The following is an 18,161-nucleotide window of genomic DNA, read 5'->3' as shown; positions in this document are numbered from 1 at the left end:
CATGCAGAGTTCGGTAAATGAGTTCCTGACCCCCCGCCACATCGATGTGCAGGTGGTCAGCCAAACCCGCGCCAAGATCACCCTCGAGCCCCTCGAGCGTGGTTTCGGCCATACCCTGGGCAACGCGCTGCGTCGCATCCTGTTGTCCTCCATGCCTGGCTGTGCAGTAGTCGAGGCCGAGATCGACGGTGTTCTCCACGAGTACTCCGCCATCGAAGGTGTGCAGGAAGACGTCATCGAGATCCTGCTCAACCTGAAAGGCCTGGCCATCAAGCTGCACGGCCGTGACGAAGTGACGCTGACCCTGGCGAAAAAGGGCTCGGGTGTGGTGACCGCTGCCGATATTCAGCTGGATCATGATGTCGAGATCGTCAACGGTGACCATGTTATCGCCCACCTGGCCGATAACGGCGCGCTGAACATGAAGCTGAAAGTCGCTCGTGGCCGTGGCTACGAGCCGGCTGATGCCCGCTCGAGTGATGAAGACGAAAGCCGCAGTATTGGCCGTCTTCAGCTCGATGCCTCGTTCAGCCCCGTACGTCGTGTTGCCTACGTGGTCGAGAACGCCCGTGTCGAACAGCGTACCAACCTGGACAAGCTGGTCCTTGATCTGGAAACCAACGGCACCCTGGATCCTGAAGAGGCCATCCGTCGCGCCGCTACCATCCTGCAACAGCAGCTGGCAGCGTTCGTGGACCTCAAAGGTGACAGCGAACCCGTCGTTGAAGAGCAGGAAGACGAGATCGATCCGATCCTGCTGCGTCCGGTCGATGATCTTGAGCTGACCGTCCGTTCGGCCAACTGCCTGAAGGCAGAGAACATCTACTACATCGGTGACCTGATTCAGCGCACCGAAGTAGAGCTGCTCAAAACGCCGAACCTGGGTAAGAAGTCCCTGACCGAAATCAAGGACGTTCTGGCTTCTCGCGGTCTGTCCCTCGGTATGCGCCTTGACAACTGGCCGCCGGCAAGTCTTAAGAAAGACGACAAGGCTACTGCCTGATCGTCGTAGCTACCGAACGTAAAGTTTGGAAAGGAATTGAACCATGCGCCATCGTAAAAGTGGTCGTCACCTGAGCCGTACCAGCTCGCACCGCAAGGCCATGTTCCAAAACATGGCTGTGTCGCTGTTCGAGCACGAGCTGATTAAAACCACCCTGCCCAAGGCCAAGGAACTGCGTCGCGTTGCCGAGCCGCTGATCACCCTGGCTAAAGTGGATAGCGTTGCCAACCGTCGTCTCGCTTTCGACCGTACCCGTTCGAAAGAAGCCGTAGGCAAGCTGTTCAACGAGCTGGGCAAGCGCTACGCCAACCGTCCGGGCGGCTACCTGCGCATCCTGAAGTGCGGCTTCCGCGCCGGCGACAATGCCCCCATGGCATACGTCGAACTGATTGACCGCGCTGTTGGCGGCCAAGCAGTAGAAGCTGCAGAGTAAGGTTTACGCCTTATAAGAAACCGGGCCCTGTGCCCGGTTTTTTATCGTCTGAAGAAAAGTTTTTCTCTATCGATCGGCTCGAATCAATAAATTGGCTGATCAATACCGTTGTCACCGATCCTTAACGACGCCGACTTCTACTGCTTGCTGAGCTGGATCAACAGCCAGAACGCCGGTGGAGGCGCTTAATTGTCCGATTGGGATGTCGGGCCGCGCTCACAGCCTTCGTGATTCGCCGGCTAACGAACACCCCGCCGTTGAGGAGAGTAACGATGAGTGACAACACCCGCCTGACGACCGCTGCCGGAGCGCCGGTCGCCGATAACCAGAACGTCCAGACCGCCGGCCCGCGGGGCCCGATGCTGCTGCAGGACGTCTGGTTCCTGGAGAAGCTGGCGCACTTCGACCGTGAGGTGATCCCCGAGCGTCGCATGCACGCCAAGGGCTCCGCCGCCTACGGCACCTTCACCGTCACCCACGACATCACGCGCTATAGCCGCGCGAAGCTGTTCTCCCTGGTGGGCAAGCAGACCCCGCTGTTCCTGCGTTTCTCCACCGTTGCCGGCGAGCGTGGTGCGGCGGATGCCGAGCGAGATATCCGTGGCTTTGCCCTGAAGTTTTACACCGAGGAAGGTAATTGGGATCTGGTGGGCAACAACACCCCGGTCTTCTACTTCCGCGATCCGCTGAAATTCCCCGACCTGAACCATGTGGTGAAGCGTGATCCGCGCACCAACCTGCGCAACGCCACGATGAAGTGGGACTTCTTCTCGCATCTGCCTGAAGCGCTGCACCAACTGACCATCGACTTTGGTGATCGCGGCCTGCCGCGCAGCTACCGTCACGTGCATGGCTTCGGCAGCCATACCTTCAGCTTCATCAACGCCAGCAATGAGCGCTTCTGGGTGAAGTTCCACTTCAAGACCCAGCAGGGTATCGAAAACCTGAGCAACGAGGAGGCGGCCAAGCTGGTGGGCGCAGACCGCGAAAGCTCGCAGCGCGACCTGTACGACGCCATCGATCGGGGCGACTTCCCGCGTTGGAAGATGTACGTGCAGGTGATGCCGGAGAAGGACGCGGCGACTTACCGATACAACCCGTTCGACCTGACCAAGGTCTGGCCACACGGCGACTACCCGCTGATCGAGGTGGGCTACTTCGAGCTGAATCGCAACCCGGCGAATTACTTCGCTGAGGTCGAGCAGTCCGCCTTCTCCCCGGCGAACATCGTCCCCGGAATCGGCTTCTCGCCGGACAAGATGCTCCAGGGGCGCCTGTTCTCCTACGGTGATGCGCACCGCTACCGCCTGGGTGTGAACCACCACCAGATCCCGGTGAACGCCGCGCGCAACAATCCGCGTATCTATCACCGCGACGGCGCCATGCGGGTGGACGGCAACAACGGCGACATGACTGTCACCTACGAGCCGAACAGCTTCAACCAGTGGCAGGAACAGCCGGACTATTCCGAGCCGCCGCTGACTCTGGAAGGCAGCGCCGACCACTGGAACCACCGCGCCGACGATGACTACTACAGCCAGCCGGCTGCGCTGTTCCGCCTGTTCGACCAAGCTCAGCGGCAACGTCTGTACGAGAACATTGCCGGCGATATGGCGGGCGTGCCGGAAGCCATCCAGCGTCGCCAGCTGGCGCTGTTCTTCAAGATCGACCCGGCATATGGCGAAGGGGTCGCCAAGGCTCTGGGCCTGAAGCTGGACTAAACTCAAAGCGTTCCACCAACCGCCCTCTTCGGAGGGCGGTTGCATTTATGGGGCATTGCGGACTTGACCCCGGTCATGGCCAGTCGCGACCGTTGCGCCGTTTAATTTGCTGTCACGTCCCAGGGAGAAGGCTGATGCAAGGCCACGCCGAGGTTATCGATTATCTCAACACGCTGCTGACCGGTGAGCTGGCCGCTCGCGACCAGTACTTCATCCATTCGCGCATGTACGAGGACTGGGGCTTCACCAAGCTCTACGAGCGTCTCAACCACGAGATGGAAGAGGAAACCCAGCACGCCGACGCGCTGCTGCGCCGCATCCTGCTGCTTGAAGGGACGCCGCGCATGCGCCCGGACGACATCCACCCGGGCAAGACCGTGCCGGAGATGCTGGAAGCCGATCTGAAGCTGGAGCGCCACGTACGCGCCGCGCTGGCCAAGGGCATCGCCTTGTGCGAGAAGCACAAGGACTTCGTCACCCGCGACATCCTGCGTGTGCAGCTCACCGATACCGAGGAAGACCATGCCTACTGGCTGGAGCAGCAGCTGGGCCTGATCGCCAAGATGGGCCTGGAGAATTATCTGCAGTCGCAGATCTGAGTTGCGGCTCGGTCTGAAAAAGCCCTCGGCGCCAACGCGTCGGGGGCTTTTTCAATTGCGCGCGCGGCCACTGTTTTCGTAGGAGCGAGCTTGCTCGCGAACCGCCCAGCCGCGGAGTCGCCCGGCGACGCTGTTCGCGAGCAAGCTCGCTCCTACGAAGAGCACAAGAAAAAGCCCCTGCGCCGATCGGCGACAGGGGCTTTTTTCCCGCCGTTGCGGATCAGGCCCGGTCACGCTCCAGCAGTGGCTTGAGGAAGTGCCCGGTGTGCGACACCGCCATCTCCGCAACCTGCTCCGGCGTACCGGTGGCGATGATCTGGCCGCCCTTGGAGCCGCCCTCGGGGCCGAGGTCGACCAGCCAGTCGGCTGTCTTGATCACGTCCAGGTTGTGCTCGATTACCACCACGGTATTACCGTGGTCGCGCAGGCGATGCAGCACGTCGAGCAGTTGCTGGATATCCGCGAAGTGCAGGCCGGTGGTCGGCTCGTCGAGGATGTACAGGGTCTTGCCGGTATCACGCTTGGACAGCTCGCGAGACAGCTTCACCCGCTGTGCTTCACCACCGGACAGCGTGGTCGCGCTCTGGCCCAGCTTGATATACGACAGGCCGACGTCCATCAGTGTCTGCAGCTTGCGAGCGATAGCCGGCACGGCGTCGAAGAACGTGCGAGCGTCCTCGATGGTCATGTCCAGCACCTCGGTGATGCTCTTGCCCTTGTAGCGGACTTCCAGGGTCTCGCGGTTGTAGCGCTTGCCCTTGCAGACGTCGCAGGGGACATAGATGTCCGGCAGGAAGTGCATCTCCACCTTGATCACGCCGTCGCCCTGGCAGGCCTCGCAGCGGCCGCCCTTGACGTTGAACGAGAAGCGCCCGGGGCCATAGCCGCGCGAGCGGGCTTCCGGCACGCCGGCGAACAGCTCGCGGATCGGTGTGAACAGCCCGGTGTAAGTCGCCGGGTTGGAGCGCGGGGTGCGGCCGATCGGGCTCTGGTCGATGTCCACCACCTTGTCCAGGTGCTGTAGGCCGTCGAACGAGTCGTAGGGTGCGACCTCCAGCGTGGTAGCGCCGTTGAGCGCGGTGGCGGTGATCGGGAACAGGGTGTTGTTGATCAGCGTCGACTTGCCCGAACCGGAAACGCCGGTAATGCAGGTGAACAGGCCGACCGGGATTTCCAGGTTGACGTTCTGCAGGTTGTTGCCGCGCGCGCCCTTGAGCTTGAGCAACTGCTTCTTGTTGCGCGGGGTGCGCTCGGCCGGCACGACGATCTTGGTGCGGCCAGACAGGTAGGCACCGGTGACCGAGTCCGGATGATCCATGACCTGCTGCGGCGTGCCCTCGGCGACAATCTGTCCGCCGTGCACGCCGGCACCGGGGCCAATGTCCACGACGTAGTCGGCGAGACGGATGGCGTCCTCGTCGTGCTCGACGACGATCACCGTATTGCCGAGGTTGCGCAGGTGGGTAAGGGTGCCCAGCAAGCGCTCGTTGTCGCGCTGGTGCAGGCCGATGGAGGGCTCGTCGAGGATGTACATGACGCCCACCAGGCCGGCACCGATCTGGCTGGCCAGGCGAATGCGCTGGGCCTCGCCGCCGGAGAGGGTGTCGGCGCTACGGTCCAGGGTCAGGTAGTCAAGACCGACGTTGACCAGGAACTGCAGGCGCTCGCGGATCTCCTTGAGGATCTTCGAGGCGATCTCGCCGCGGCGACCGGTCAGGGTCAGGCTTTCTGCATAGTCACAGGCGGTGCCGACCGGCATTGCGGTGATCGCCGGCAGGGTCTTGTCGCCGACCCATACGTGGCGCGCTTCGCGGCGCAGGCGGGTGCCGTGGCAGTCCGGGCAGGGCTGGGTGCTGAGGAACTTGGCCAGCTCTTCGCGCACGGTGGCCGACTCGGTTTCGCGGTAGCGACGTTCCAGGTTCGGCAGGATGCCTTCGAACGGGTGCGCGCGCTTGACGATGTCTCCCCGGTCGTTGAGGTAGCGGAACTCGACGTTCTCGCGGCCCGAGCCGTTGAGGATGAACTTCTGGTGCTCCGGATCGAGATTCTGGAAGGGCTCTTCCAGGCTGAAGCCGAAATGTCCGGCCAGCGAGCCGAGCATCTGGAAGTAGTAGACGTTGCGCCGGTCCCAGCCGCGGATTGCGCCTTCGGCCAGGGTCAGCTCGCCGTTGACCACTCGGCGTGCATCGAAGAACTGCTTCACGCCCAGGCCGTCACAGGTCGGACAGGCGCCGGCCGGGTTGTTGAAGGAGAACAGCTTGGGTTCCAGCTCGCTGATCGAGTGGCCGCAGATCGGACAGGCGAAGCGCGCGGAGAAGATGATTTCCTCGCCCTCTTCATCGTCCATGGGCGCGACGAGGGCGATGCCATCCGCCAGGTTGATCGCCGTCTCGAAGGACTCGGCCAGGCGCTGCTGCAGGTCGCCGCGCACCTTGAAGCGGTCCACCACCACGTCGATGGAGTGCTTGAGCTTCTTGTCCAGCTTCGGCACTTCGTCCAGCTCGTAGAGCTTGCCGTTGACGCGGGCGCGGACGAAACCCTGGGCGCGCATCTCGTCGAACACCGCCAGGTGCTCGCCCTTGCGCTCGCGGATCACCGGGGCCAGCAGCATCAGCCGGCGGCCTTCGGGCAACGCCAGCACCTGGTCGACCATCTGGCTGACGGTCTGCGCTTCCAGCGGGATGTCGTGATCCGGGCAGCGCGGAATACCGACGCGCGCATAGAGCAGGCGCAGGTAGTCGTAGATCTCGGTGATGGTGCCCACGGTGGAACGCGGGTTGTGGGAAGTGGATTTCTGCTCGATGGAGATCGCCGGCGACAGACCCTCGATGGTGTCGACGTCGGGCTTTTCCATCATCGAGAGGAACTGCCGGGCATAAGCCGACAGGGATTCCACATAGCGGCGCTGGCCCTCGGCGTAGAGCGTGTCGAAGGCCAGGGAAGACTTGCCGGAACCGGACAGGCCGGTGATCACGATCAGCTTGTCGCGTGGCAGGGTCAGGTCGATGTTCTTCAGGTTGTGGGTACGTGCCCCACGGATGAGGATCTTGTCCACTGCAGCCTCGCATGGCGGGCGAAAACTATCGATTATACGGGGCGTTTCCGGCACGCGGCAAAGTAGCGCGTGTGTGCCCTTGGACCGTTGGGCTGGTAGAATGCGCGGCTATTTTTCGGCGCTGGCGACAGCCGGCCCTTTGCGGCTTGGAAGGCCGCGCCGTCACGGGAACTGTTGAGCGCATTCCCGACATCCGTCTTCCCACGAGGGGCCTATGCACGATTCCCACACTGAGCGCATGAGTGGCACAGAACTCCGGGCGACCTCCGGCCTGGCCCTGCTCTATGCCTTCCGTATGCTTGGCATGTTCATGCTGCTGCCGGTCATGATGACCTACGGTATGGAACTGGCCGACGCGACGCCGGCCCTGATCGGCTTCGCCATGGGCGCCTACGGCCTGACCCAGGCGGTACTGCAGATTCCGCTGGGCACGCTGTCCGACCGAATCGGTCGCCGCGCGATCATCGTCGTCGGCCTGCTGGTATTCGCCATCGGCGCCGGTGTAGCCGCCAGTTCCGACACTATCTGGGGCGTCATAGCGGGTCGGGTGATCCAGGGCGCCGGGGCGATTTCCGCGGTGGTCATGGCGCTGCTTTCGGACCTGACCCGCGAGCAGCACAGGACCAAGGCCATGGCCATCATCGGCATGAGTATCGGTGTCTCCTTCGCCGCCTCGATGGTCGCCGGCCCCGTGCTGACCCACTGGTTCGGCTTGCACGGGCTGTTCTGGTTCACCTCGGGCATGGCGCTGGTGGGTATCCTGATCATTCTCTTCATGGTGCCGGTGCCCGATCACCGCATGCAGCATCGTGAGTCCAGCGTCGCCAAGCAGTCGCTGATCCCAACCTTGAAGAATGGCGATCTGCTGCGCCTGGACGTCGGCATCCTGGTACTGCACGCGATTCTCATGGCGAGCTTCGTTGCGCTGCCGCTGGCGCTGGTGGAACGCGCCGGGCTGCCCAAGGAGCAGCACTGGTGGGTGTATCTGACCGCACTGCTGATCGGCTTCTTCGCCATGGTCCCGTTCATCATCTACGCCGAGAAGAAGCGCCAGATGAAACGCGTGCTGGCTGGCGCAGTGGCGACCCTGATGCTCTGCGAGCTGTTCTTCTGGGAATTCGGCAACAGCCTCAAGGAACTGGTGTTCGGCATCGTCGTCTACTTCACCGCGTTCAACCTGCTGGAGGCCTCGCTGCCGTCGCTGGTAAGCAAGGTGTCGCCGGCGGGCGGCAAGGGCACGGCAATGGGCGTGTACTCCACCAGCCAGTTCCTCGGCGCCGCCGTGGGCGGCATCCTGGGGGGCTGGATGTTCCAGCATGGTGGGCTCGACGGGGTGTTCATCGGCTGCGCGGTGCTGGCTGCCATCTGGCTGGCGATTGCTGTTACCATGCGTGAACCGCCTTATGTAACGAGTATTCGCCTGCCTCTCTCCGATGAGGCCCTGCGCGATGCTTCGTTGGCTGAGCGTTTCAAGGCATTGCCCGGTGTGAGCGATGTGATGGTGGTCGTTGAAGAAGCGGCCGCTTATGTCAAAGTAGATTCCCAACAAGTTGATCGCACGTCCCTCGAGCGCCTCGCCGGCGCCGAGCAGGCGACGTGCTGAAGCCTTTAGGAGAGCGTCATGGCCCGTGGGGTTAACAAAGTCATTCTGGTGGGTAACGTCGGTGGCGATCCGGAAACCCGTTACATGCCCAACGGCAACGCGGTGACCAACGTCACCCTGGCCACCAGCGAGAGCTGGAAGGACAAGCAGACCGGCCAGCAGCAGGAGCGTACCGAGTGGCACCGCGTGGTGTTCTTCGGTCGTCTGGCTGAGATCGTCGCCGAGTACGTGCGCAAGGGCTCGCAGATCTACGTCGAAGGCAGCCTGCGTACTCGCAAGTGGCAAGGCCAGGACGGTCAGGACAAGTACACCACCGAGATCGTGGTCGACATCAACGGCAACATGCAGCTGCTGGGTGGCCGTCCGGGCGCCGGTGGCGATGACGCTCCGCGCGCTCCCCGCGAGCCGCAACAGCAGCGTCCGCAGCAGGCCCAGCGCCCTGCGCCGCAGCAGCAGTCCCAGCCCGCGCCGCAACCGGCTCCGGACTACGACAGCTTCGACGACGATATCCCGTTCTAAACCCAGCGGTTCGTCCCCCAAAAGCGCAGCCTTCGAGCTGCGCTTTTGCGTTTGTGGGACGCTCGTTTTGGCAAATGTTCGTAAAAGTCTTTCTCGACGGCAGCTATTTAATTAGCTAGCTAACTGAATGATTCTGGAGCTGCCTTGATGTACGGCAAAACCGGAGAAGAAAGACATGAGCATTACAGTGACCGAGCGTGACGACGACCATAAATCCCGCGAGTTCCGCGCCCACGGCGGGCGTTGCTGGGATGTGTACCAGGAGGGGCAATTGGTCGGCATCTTCCACACCGAAGGCGAGGCGCAGGCCTACCGGGTTTCCCTGGAGCTGGAAGCGCGTTACCGCCACGCGGCAGAGTTCTAAGGTATGAAGGCCCCGGGCCGACGGCCGCGCCACGGGGCTCTTTTTTCTGTAGGAGCGAGCTTGCTCGCGAGCCGTATCGGCATGGCGTGATGCGTTCGCGAGCAAGCTCGCTCCTACAAGAATGCCGCCCGGCGACCCGGGCGGCATGCAATCAGAACTGGTAGTTCACCGTTGCGGTAACGTTGCGCTTCTCGCCGAAGTAGCAGAAATCCAGGCTGTAGCAGGATGCCACGTAGTCCTTGTCCAGCAGATTGTTGGCGTTGAGGCTGACATCCAGGCCCTTCAGACCGACGCGCGACAGGTCGTAGCTGATGCGCGCATCCACCAGGGTGTAGTCCGGTACGCGCAGGGTGTTCTCCTTGTCTGCCCAGGTCTCGCCGACATAGCGAGCGCCGCCACCGAGTGTCAGGCCGTCCAGCGGGCCGGCATTGAAGCCGTAGTCCGCCCACAGCGACGCCATGTGCTTGGGCGCCTGGTTCGGGGTGTGGCCCTGGTTGCCGTCCAGCGACTTGGTGTAGGTGATGTCGGTGTAGGTGTAGCTGCCGAGCACCTTGAGGTTGTCGGTGACCTGGGTGTGGGCTTCCAGCTCCAAGCCCTGGGAGCGCACTTCACCCACAGAGGTGTAGAAGTTGTCCTGCGGCTCCTTCGAGGCGACGTTCTCCTGGGTGATGTGGAAGATCGATGCGGTGTACAGGCTGCGGCTGCCTTCGGGCTGGAACTTCAGGCCGGCTTCCCATTGCTTGCCCTCGGTCGGCTCCAGCGGCGTGCCGGACTGGTCGGAGTAGGCGTTGGGGTTGAACGACTCGGAGTAGCTGATGTACGGCGCGATGCCGTTGTCGAACAGGTACAGCGCACCGAGGCGCCCGGTGAATTTCTTCCAGTCGTCGTCGGCCTTGCTGCCGCTACTTCGATTCTTGTCCTCGACCGTCACCCAGTCCTCGCGCATGCCCAGGGAGAAGCGCCAGTTGTCGATGTCGATCAGGTCCTGCAGGTAGACGCCGGTCTGTTCCAGGCGACGGGTGTGGTTGTCGTCCGGGTAGTAGCTGATGGCGTCGTTGCCGTAGTGCGGATCGAAGGCGTCCAGTGGCGCTACCGAGCCGGAGCGCCAGTCCACGGTGGTGCGGCGCTTCTGGTAGTCCAGGCCCATCAGCAGGGTGTGCTTGGCGGTGCCGGTGTTGAATTCGGCCTGGGCCATGTTATCGATGATGTACGCCTGCAGGTGCTCGCTGGCGCCTGAGTAATAGCGATTCAAGGTGTTCTGGTCGGGTGCGGTCCAGCCGTAGGCGTAGACCTGCGAGAGGTCGACGTCCGAATCCAGATAGCGGAAGTTCTGCCGCGCGCTCCACACGTCGTCGAAACGGTGCTCCAGTTGGTAGCCGAACATGCGCTGGGTGCGGTCGAAGTCATCCTGGCTCGGCTCGCCGTCGAAGAACTCGCGGGAAATCTTCTGGCCGTTGTGATGGAACAGCGCGCCATCCGCCGGTACACCGCCGTGGTAGCCGCCGTTCGGGTCGTGCTGCAGGTAACCCTGCAGGGTCAGCGTGGTGTCGTCGGTGAAGTCGATGGCCAGGGTTGGGGCAATGGCGTAGCGCTCTTCCTTGACGTGGTCGAACTGGGTATCCGAGCCCTTGCCCAGGCCGACCAGTCGATAGGCGATGCGCTTTTCCTCATCCAGCGGTCCGCTGAAGTCGAAGCCCATTTCCTTCTGGCCCATGTTGCCGACGGTACCGGTGATCTGGTGGTAGTCCTCGTACAGCGGCTTCTTGCTGGTCAGCGCCACCAGGCCGCCGGGCAGGCTGCGGCCGTAGAGCACCGAGGAGGGACCCTTGAGCACGTCGATGCGCTCGAGGAAGTACGGGTCGATCTGCATCGAGCTGAAGGTGCCGCTGTCGCCCATGGCCTTCAGGCCGTCGAGGTAGATGTTGTCCACGCTGTTGTCGGCGAAGCCGCGCATCACCACATAGTCGTAGCGGTTCGAGGCGCCGACCTGGCCGGTGAAGATGCCGGGGGTGTAGCGCATGGCCTGCTGCACGGTCTTGGAGGCGGTGTCGTCGATCTGCTCGCGAGTGATGACCGAGACGCTCTGGCTGGTTTCCAGCAGGGACTTGGAGGTCTTGGTGGCGATCTGGCTGTGGGTCGCCAGGTAGCCGTCTTCCTCGCCCAGCGCGTTGCCCAGGGCGAACACGTCGCTGGAGGGCATGGCCAGCACGTCGGTCGGTGCGGCCGGGCGCAGCACGTAGTTGCCGTTGCCCTGGTCCACCGCTTCCAGCGGGGTGTCCACCAGCAGACGGCCCAGGCCCTGGTCTACCGAGTAGGTGCCATTCAGTCCGGCCGAGTTCAGGCCGCGGGTCTGCTCCGGGGTAGCCGACAGGGTGATCCCCGCCTCACGAGCGAAACTGTTCAGCACCTCGCCCAGCGGCCCAGCCGGAATCGCGTAGGCGCGGCTGCTGGTCATGGCCGCGGCGTCTGCGGCGACGGCGCTCAGCGGCAGGCTGGCGCCCAGGCTCGCACAGAGCAGGGCGCCGCGCACGGCATGGGCCAGCCGGCTGGCGCGGGGCAGGGCGGGGGCGGGCATCGGGAGGAGGGCGGCTGGCATGCTGGGGCTTCCGTTAGCGGGGAAATGATCGGGTTATTCCTCCTTGCCGGCCGAGGTGGCGAAACCCGACAAAAATAATTCTCGATTGCGAGGAAATGTTATTTGAAAAGCATGTGTAGGAGCGGACTCTGTCCCCGATGGCCTCCAGCGCAATGCGGACCTATCGCGGACGAAGTCCGCCCCTACCCAAGATGCTCAGCCGCGTGCGCTGACCGTCACCCACCAGTCCGTGCGCTTCTCTATCCGCACCGACAGCGTACGCGGCAGCAGGGCCAGTAGCTGATTGGTATCGTCCAGGCGGAACACGCCGGAGAGCCGCAGGTCGGCCACGCTCTCGTCGCAGTGCAGATGACCATGGCGGTAGCGACCGATCTCGGCGAGGAAGTCCGCCAGGCGCATGTCACGAGTAACGATCAGTCCGTCAGCCCAGGCGGCGCTGTCCATATCGCCGTTCTGGGCCAGCAGCGCGCTGTCGCCGTTGATCTGGTAGGTCTGTCCGGCTTCTGCGATGGCGGTGGTCCGGCCGCGTACGCGCGGGGCGATCGCCACCGAGCCGTCCTCGACGCTCAGGCGCGTGGAGTGTTCGTCCTGGCGTAACACGAAGCGGGTGCCCAGGGCCTCGAACAGACCATCGCAATTGCGCACCCGCAACGGCCGCGCGGCGTCCTGCGCCGTGCTCAGGAGGATTTCGCCGCGCTCCAGGATCAGCAGGCGCTGGCGCGCATCGAAGCGCACGTTCACTGCGCTGTCGGTGTTCAGTTGCAGGATGCTGCCGTCCGCCAGGGTGAAACGTTGGCGCTCGCCGATCCCCGTGCTGAAGTCCGCCATCCAGCGCTGCCAGGGCGTGACATCGCGGGCCAGCCATAGCGCGGAGGCGCCGATGGCAAAGGTCGAGAGCAGCTTGAGCGCCTGGCGCCGTTGCAGGCGCTGGCTGGTGTTCTCCAGCGTCTCCAGTGCCACGCGGGCGCCGGGCACAGCCTGGTAACCGCTGGCCAGTTCGCTGTTCAGCGCCTGCACCCGCAGCCAGGCGGTTTCGTGCTCCGGGCTGGCCTGGCGCCAGTGCTCGCAGGCGCTGAGCAGTTCGGGGTCGGCAGTGCCGTTCAGGCGCAGGGTCCACTGGATGGCCTGTTTCACCACCCGTGGGTCGGGCGTGGCACTGGCGCCGCTCACTCGGCGTACCGTAGCTGGTAGCAGTGGAACAACGCTTCGGCGATGTAGCGCTCCACCGAGCGTACCGAGACGCCCAATTCCTCCGCGATTCGCGCGTGGGGCATGCCTTCGCACTGGGCCAGCAGGAAGGCGCTGCGTACCTTCGGCTTGAGGCCGTCGAGCAGGCGGGCGATGTTTTCCAGCAGTTGCAGGATGTTGTGCCGGTCTTCCGCTGAGGGCACTTGCCCTTCCGGCAGATGGGCGATGGAGTCGAGGTAGGCGCGCTCCAGCTCCTGGCGTCGCCAGTGATCGATGACCAGGCCGCGGGCAACGGTGCGCAGGAATGCGCGCGGTGTGTGCAGTTCGCTGCGCTCGGGTCTGAGCAGTACGCGCAGGAAGGTGTCCTGGGCCAGGTCGGCGGCATCGGCGGCATTGCCCAGCCGGCCGCGAAGCCAGTTGTGCAGCCAGCCGTGATGGTCACTGTAGAGCGACTGGACGTCGAAGGTCGAGGACATGGGCGCGCGAAGGTTGCAAATGATAATTTATCGCATTTTCAACAAGGCGATGGCCATTTGCAAGATATGTCTGAGGCTCCGGTGTTTCCTGTAGGAGCGAGCTTGCTCGCGAACTGCTCGGCACCGGAGCTGCCGGGAAATCTGTTCGCGAGCAAGCTCGCTCCTACAAATAGGCCTCGTGCCTTTCCTCAGCGGTACCAGCGCGGCGTGTAGACCCAGTCGCCACCACCGGCACGGGGGAAGCGCCGGGTCAGGGACGAGCCGATGATCACCAGGGTGCGCATGTCGACCATCTCCGGTACCAGTTCGCCCAGGGTGACGACGCGCAGTGCTTCCGCCGGGCGACCGATGTCGCGGCCGAGCACCACCAGGGTTTCCGGTGTGCGGTGGCGACGGACGATTTCCAGTGCCCGGCCCAGTTGCCATGGCCGCGCCATGGAGATCGGGTTGTAGAAGGCCATGGCCAGGTCGGCGGCGCCAGCATGGTCGAGGCGCGTCTCGATGGTTTCCCAGGGCTTGAGGTTGTCCGACAGGGAAATCAGACAGAAGTCATGTCCCAGCGGTGCCCCGGCCTTGGCCGCAGCGGCCAGCGCAGCGGACACCCCCGGTAGTACCTCGAGCTCCACGCCATGCCAGTGCGGATCGCTGCTTTCGTGCAGGGCCTCCATCACCGCAGCGGCCATGGCGAACACGCCGGGATCGCCGGAGGAAATCACCACCACCCGCCGACCACTGGCAGCCAGTTCGAGGGCGTGGCGGGCGCGCTGCATTTCCTCGCGATTGTCGGTGCAGTAGCGCACCTGGTCGTCGCGCAGCGGCTCGGCCATCTTCACGTAGGTTTCGTAGCCGAGCAGGTCCTGGGCTTCGTCCAGCGCGCGGCGCACTGCCGGGATCATGAAGTCGCTGGCGCCGGGGCCCAGGCCGATGACGCTGAGCCGCCCACGCGGCTGGCCGATGCGCTGGGCTTCTAGCGGGGTGGCGGCGCGGTGCAGATGGAAGGAGTCGCCGTGCAGCACTTCCGGCGGCAGCGTCGCGTCCTGCTCGACGAAGCGCAGCGGAACATTCAGCTCTGCGGCAGCAATGGCCAGCGCCGGATCGGCCATGCGGCAGCGTGGCGCGACCACGGCGGCCAGCGACGCTTCGGCCAGGCCGGCCTGTGCCAGGCCCTGGCGGATGCGCTCGGGCAGTTGCGAGTCCACCAGCGTGACGTGGGCGAGGACGATGCGCGGATGGATGCGCAGCTCGTTCTGCGCGATGCCCTCGGCGCGGGCATCGATACGCAGGGTATGCGCGGCGTCGTCAGCCAGCGGCAGGTCCAGCTCGTCCAGCCAGGGCGCATCGCCCTCGATGCGCAGAGTATCGCCGCCCAGCAGGTCGGAGACGAAGCGCTTGCCCTGTTCGATGTCCGCCAGCGCATAGCCCGGCGGCGGGTCGAGCAGGCAGGCGCCGAAACGCAACTCGCCGCTGGTGGTGATGGCGGGCGCCACATCCAGCGCGGCGCCCATCTCGCGGGCCATGCGGTTCACCCCGCCGAGTCCGCCGAGTAGCGGCACCACGGCGCTGCCGTCTTCGGCCACGGCCAGCACCGGCGGCTCCGCGCCCTTCTCGCTGAGCAGGGGTGCGAGGGTGCGGATGACGATGCCGGCGGCGCACAGGGCGATAATCGAGGTGTCGTCGCGGTAGAGCTGGCGCAGGGTATCGCCGAAATTAGCGTAGGACTCATCGGCGCCTTCGACGCGGTCTTTCAGACCCAATACGCGTGCCTGTGGATAAACGTCCTGCAGGCGTCGCGCGGTGGCCAGCGCGCCCTGGCCGAGGATGACAATGGCAGGGCGCATCAGCCGTTCCACCGCTGGCCGGGAATGACGATCATCGAGAAGTACGGCGAAGCCATCGGGTCGACGTCGTCCAACGCCACGATGCGCTGCTCGCGCATGGTGGCGCGTTCGACGTAGTGGGCGCTGCCGTCACGGCCCAGCTCGCGGAGCACGCGGCGGACCTTGTCGAAGTTGCGGCCGAGCTTCATCACCACTGCCGCATCGGCGTCGGCCAGGCGGCGCTTGAGTTCGTCTTCCGGCAGCACGCCGGAGAGTACCGACAGGCTCTGGTTGCGATACACCAGCGGCACGCCGAGCACCGCTGCGCTGCCGAGCATTGAGCAGACGCCGGGTACGACTTCGGTGTCATACCGCTGCGAAAGACGGTCGTGCAGGTACATGTAGGAGCCGTAGAAGAACGGGTCGCCCTCGCAGATCACTGCCACGTCGCGACCGGCGTCCAGGTGCATCGCCACCTGCTCGGCAGCGGTGTCATAGAAGTCGCTGATCACGCCTTCGTAGGTCAGCGGCGGCTCCAGTTTCTCGGTGGTCACCGGGTAGACCAGCGGCAGGCGTTGCTGCTCATCGAGCAGGTGCTGCTCGATGATGGCGAAGGCATTGCCGCCCTGGCCTGCGTGGTGCTTGGCCTTGGCCACGAAGTAGCCGATCACCGGGGAGGCGCGCAGCAGGCGCAGGGCCTTGAGGGTCAGCAGTTCCGGGTCGCCCGGGCCGACGCCCAGGCCGATGAGGCGGCCGGTCATCACTCCACCTCCGTGGCCAGGGCGTTCACCGCCGCAGCGGCCATCGCGCTGCCGCCACGGCGTCCGCGCACGATTACGTAGGGCACGCCACGGCTGTCGGCGGCGAGGGCGTCCTTGGATTCCATGGCGCCGACGAAGCCCACCGGGAAGCCAAGGATCAGCGCCGGTTTCGGTGCGCCGGCATCGAGCATTTCCAGCAGGTAGAAGAGGGCAGTCGGCGCATTGCCGATCACCACCACGCTGCCTTCCAGGTGTTCGCGCCAGTGCTCCAGCGCCACCGCCGAGCGGGTGTTGCCCAGCTCGCGGGCGAGCTCCGGGACGTCCGGATCATTGAGGGTGCAGATCACCTCGTTGTGTGCCGGCAGGCGTGCGCGGGTGATGCCCTCGGCGACCATCCGCGCATCGCAGAGAATCGGCGCGCCAGCGGCCAGGGCCGCACGGCCGATGGCCCCGGCGCCGGCGGAGAAACGCAGGTCCTGCACGACGTCGACCATGCCGCAGGCGTGGATCACCCGCACGGCGAGCTTTTCCAGGTCGGCGGGGATGCCGGTGAGATCGGCCTCGGCGCGAATGGTGGCGAAGGATTGGCGGTAGATCGCCTGGCCGTCGCGGATGTAATCAAGCATCGGTGGAAACTCCGGGTGCGGCGAGCAGGTCGCCCGCGGCATCGAGGGGAAGGTTGCGCGCCAGCGGCTGGCCAAAGCCGGCCACGCCGTCGGCGCGACGGAACAGGTCATAGCGGCCGTCGGCGACGGCCAGCAGGGTGTAGGGGGCGACGTGGGCGGCGGCGCAGGAGCGCGGGCAGCCGCACAGGTGCACGCCGGCCGGCGGTGCGTGACGCAGGCGCTCGGCCAGGCGCAGGGCGTCGGCCTTGGTGTCGGCCAGCCCGCGCGCGCAACCGCTGGAGCCGCTGCACGCGACGAGGCGCGAGAGCGGTTGACCGGCATCGATCACCAGGCCGAGGTTGGCCAGCGCGGCGAGTACGACGGGAGCGTCGGTCAGGGATACATCGGGGAGGATCAGGCTTTGCCACGGCGTCAGACGCAGTTGTCCGGCGCTGAATCGCTCGGCGAGATCGGCAAGGCCGAACAGTAGGGTGCTGTCGAGGCGTCCGAGGATGAATCCCGCACCGACCATGGCGCGGTCCGGCTGGCGCTGCGGCTGAATCCCGAGATGGCCGAAAGCCCGCGGTGCAGGACGTCGCCAGTTATCCACAGCCGGCCCGAGGTGCAACTGGAAGGGCAGGCGTTGCTGCAGGCGCTCCAGCAGCACTTCATCGCGGAGCATCTCGCGCAGGTGGCGCATGCGCGTCTGGCCGTCGCCGGCAAGATCGAGGAACAGGTGCAGCAGGCTTTCCACCAGCAGCGGTACCTGCTCGGCTGTCACGGCGGCGAGGGCTGGGGCAACCGTTTCGTGCTGCGGCGGACAACCGGCCAGGCCGAAGGCGAACAGCGGCGTCGCGTCGCCGGACATGGCCGACAGCCAGAGATCGTTGGGATGCTCCAGCATCGCCAGCGCTTCGCCGCCGTCCAGCTGGATGCCGAACTTGGGCGACAGGCCGTGGAAGCGCGGTGTGCGCTCCAGCAGATCGAGCAGTTGGCCGGCCAGGGGAGCTGCATCGAAAGTCGTGGCGGCGTCGAGGCCCAGCGCCGGGCTGACCAGCAGGTTGCGCACATCGTCCGCCGCCAGTTCGCGCGGGCCGAGACCGGCGGCGAGCAGTTCCCTGCTCAGCGCCTGTTCGGTGCCGGTGCGTATGCCGCGAATCTGCAGGTTGGCGCGATTGGTCGCTTCCAGCACGCCATCGGCATGGCGCTCGGCGGCCAGGGCGATGGCTCGCGCGGCGCTGGCGTCGAGTTGCCCACAGGGCAGCTTGATGCGGCAGATGCCGCCATCGCGGGAGGCCACGATGCGCAGCAGGCCGGGGCAGGCATGCGGACGGACGGGCGGAGCTGAGAATTCGGGCACTGAGGTCACCAGGGCTGGGTCGCGGTGACCTGCGAATCCCCCATAGGGGACTTCACGACAC

The 18,161-nt window shown here is 64.9% G+C and carries 15 protein-coding genes; 7 read left to right on the top strand and 8 right to left on the bottom strand.

The genetic code is table 11. The features are described from left to right. Window position 1: 1 nt before the first annotated feature. From AC2T4A_RS01385 to bfr, 4 genes are all read left to right on the top strand, one after another. Window positions 2–1,003 (top strand): DNA-directed RNA polymerase subunit alpha, encoded by a 1,002-nt coding sequence (locus AC2T4A_RS01385; protein WP_009617182.1) that lies wholly within the window; start codon window positions 2–4, stop codon window positions 1,001–1,003. Window positions 1,004–1,046: 43 nt separating this feature from the next. Continuing rightward, entirely contained in the window at window positions 1,047–1,436 is a 390-nt protein-coding gene (gene rplQ, locus AC2T4A_RS01380) for a 50S ribosomal protein L17 (RefSeq protein WP_169942325.1), read from the top strand. Window positions 1,437–1,708: 272 nt separating this feature from the next. Then, the gene (katA, locus tag AC2T4A_RS01375) at window positions 1,709–3,157 is read left to right on the top strand and encodes a catalase KatA (RefSeq protein WP_486742595.1); all 1,449 of its coding nucleotides are present in this window, start codon (window positions 1,709–1,711) and stop codon (window positions 3,155–3,157) included. A 134-nt stretch (window positions 3,158–3,291) separates the two neighbouring features. Next, a complete protein-coding gene (gene bfr, locus AC2T4A_RS01370; RefSeq protein WP_233299876.1) occupies window positions 3,292–3,756 on the top strand; it encodes a bacterioferritin in 465 nt (154 codons plus the stop codon). Window positions 3,757–3,976: 220 nt separating this feature from the next. Here bfr and uvrA read toward each other — a convergent pair whose 3' ends face one another. Further along, on the bottom strand, window positions 3,977–6,811 hold the full coding sequence (gene uvrA / locus AC2T4A_RS01365) for an excinuclease ABC subunit UvrA (RefSeq protein WP_416746397.1): 2,835 nt from the start codon (window positions 6,809–6,811) through the stop codon (window positions 3,977–3,979). Window positions 6,812–7,025: 214 nt separating this feature from the next. Here uvrA and AC2T4A_RS01360 point away from each other — a divergent pair, with 214 nt between their 5' ends. The 3 genes from AC2T4A_RS01360 (at window position 7,026) to AC2T4A_RS01350 (ending at window position 9,297) form a co-directional block, all read left to right on the top strand. Further along, complete coding sequence (locus tag AC2T4A_RS01360) at window positions 7,026–8,414, top strand: MFS transporter (protein WP_416746395.1); 1,389 nt, start codon at window positions 7,026–7,028, stop codon at window positions 8,412–8,414. Window positions 8,415–8,432: 18 nt separating this feature from the next. Continuing rightward, the gene (gene ssb / locus AC2T4A_RS01355) at window positions 8,433–8,933 is read left to right on the top strand and encodes a single-stranded DNA-binding protein (protein ID WP_081517086.1); all 501 of its coding nucleotides are present in this window, start codon (window positions 8,433–8,435) and stop codon (window positions 8,931–8,933) included. Between the two features lie 175 nt (window positions 8,934–9,108). After that, window positions 9,109–9,297, top strand: a complete 189-nt coding sequence (locus AC2T4A_RS01350) for a hypothetical protein (protein ID WP_205338869.1) — start codon at window positions 9,109–9,111, stop codon at window positions 9,295–9,297. 151 nt (window positions 9,298–9,448) lie between these two features. Here AC2T4A_RS01350 and AC2T4A_RS01345 read toward each other — a convergent pair whose 3' ends face one another. From AC2T4A_RS01345 to cobG, 7 genes are all read right to left on the bottom strand, one after another. Next, window positions 9,449–11,893 carry a TonB-dependent siderophore receptor gene (locus AC2T4A_RS01345; protein WP_486742594.1) on the bottom strand — a complete coding sequence of 815 codons (2,445 nt, stop codon included), beginning with the start codon at window positions 11,891–11,893 and terminating at the stop codon, window positions 9,449–9,451. 195 nt (window positions 11,894–12,088) lie between these two features. Next, entirely contained in the window at window positions 12,089–13,063 is a 975-nt protein-coding gene (locus tag AC2T4A_RS01340; protein WP_486742593.1) for a FecR domain-containing protein, read from the bottom strand. Then, a complete protein-coding gene (locus tag AC2T4A_RS01335; RefSeq protein ID WP_486742592.1) occupies window positions 13,060–13,557 on the bottom strand; it encodes a sigma-70 family RNA polymerase sigma factor in 498 nt (165 codons plus the stop codon). The genes AC2T4A_RS01340 and AC2T4A_RS01335 overlap by 4 nt, the downstream gene beginning before the upstream one ends. Window positions 13,558–13,745: 188 nt before the next feature. Further along, a complete protein-coding gene (cobJ, locus tag AC2T4A_RS01330; protein ID WP_486742591.1) occupies window positions 13,746–15,395 on the bottom strand; it encodes a precorrin-3B C(17)-methyltransferase in 1,650 nt (549 codons plus the stop codon). Further along, window positions 15,395–16,135 (bottom strand): precorrin-2 C(20)-methyltransferase, encoded by a 741-nt coding sequence (locus AC2T4A_RS01325; RefSeq protein ID WP_486742590.1) that lies wholly within the window; start codon window positions 16,133–16,135, stop codon window positions 15,395–15,397. The genes cobJ and AC2T4A_RS01325 overlap by 1 nt, the downstream gene beginning before the upstream one ends. After that, window positions 16,135–16,761, bottom strand: a complete 627-nt coding sequence (locus AC2T4A_RS01320) for a precorrin-8X methylmutase (RefSeq protein ID WP_045215268.1) — start codon at window positions 16,759–16,761, stop codon at window positions 16,135–16,137. Before AC2T4A_RS01320 ends, AC2T4A_RS01325 begins: the two co-directional genes overlap by 1 nt. Beyond that, complete coding sequence (gene cobG / locus AC2T4A_RS01315) at window positions 16,754–18,109, bottom strand: precorrin-3B synthase (RefSeq protein ID WP_486742589.1); 1,356 nt, start codon at window positions 18,107–18,109, stop codon at window positions 16,754–16,756. Before cobG ends, AC2T4A_RS01320 begins: the two co-directional genes overlap by 8 nt. Window positions 18,110–18,161: the final 52 nt, after the last annotated feature.

The organism is Pseudomonas sp. PVC-3-1, from assembly GCF_057444315.1.
Note: the sequence above shows the minus strand (reverse complement) of the source record. Positions and strands in the feature narration are given on the sequence as shown.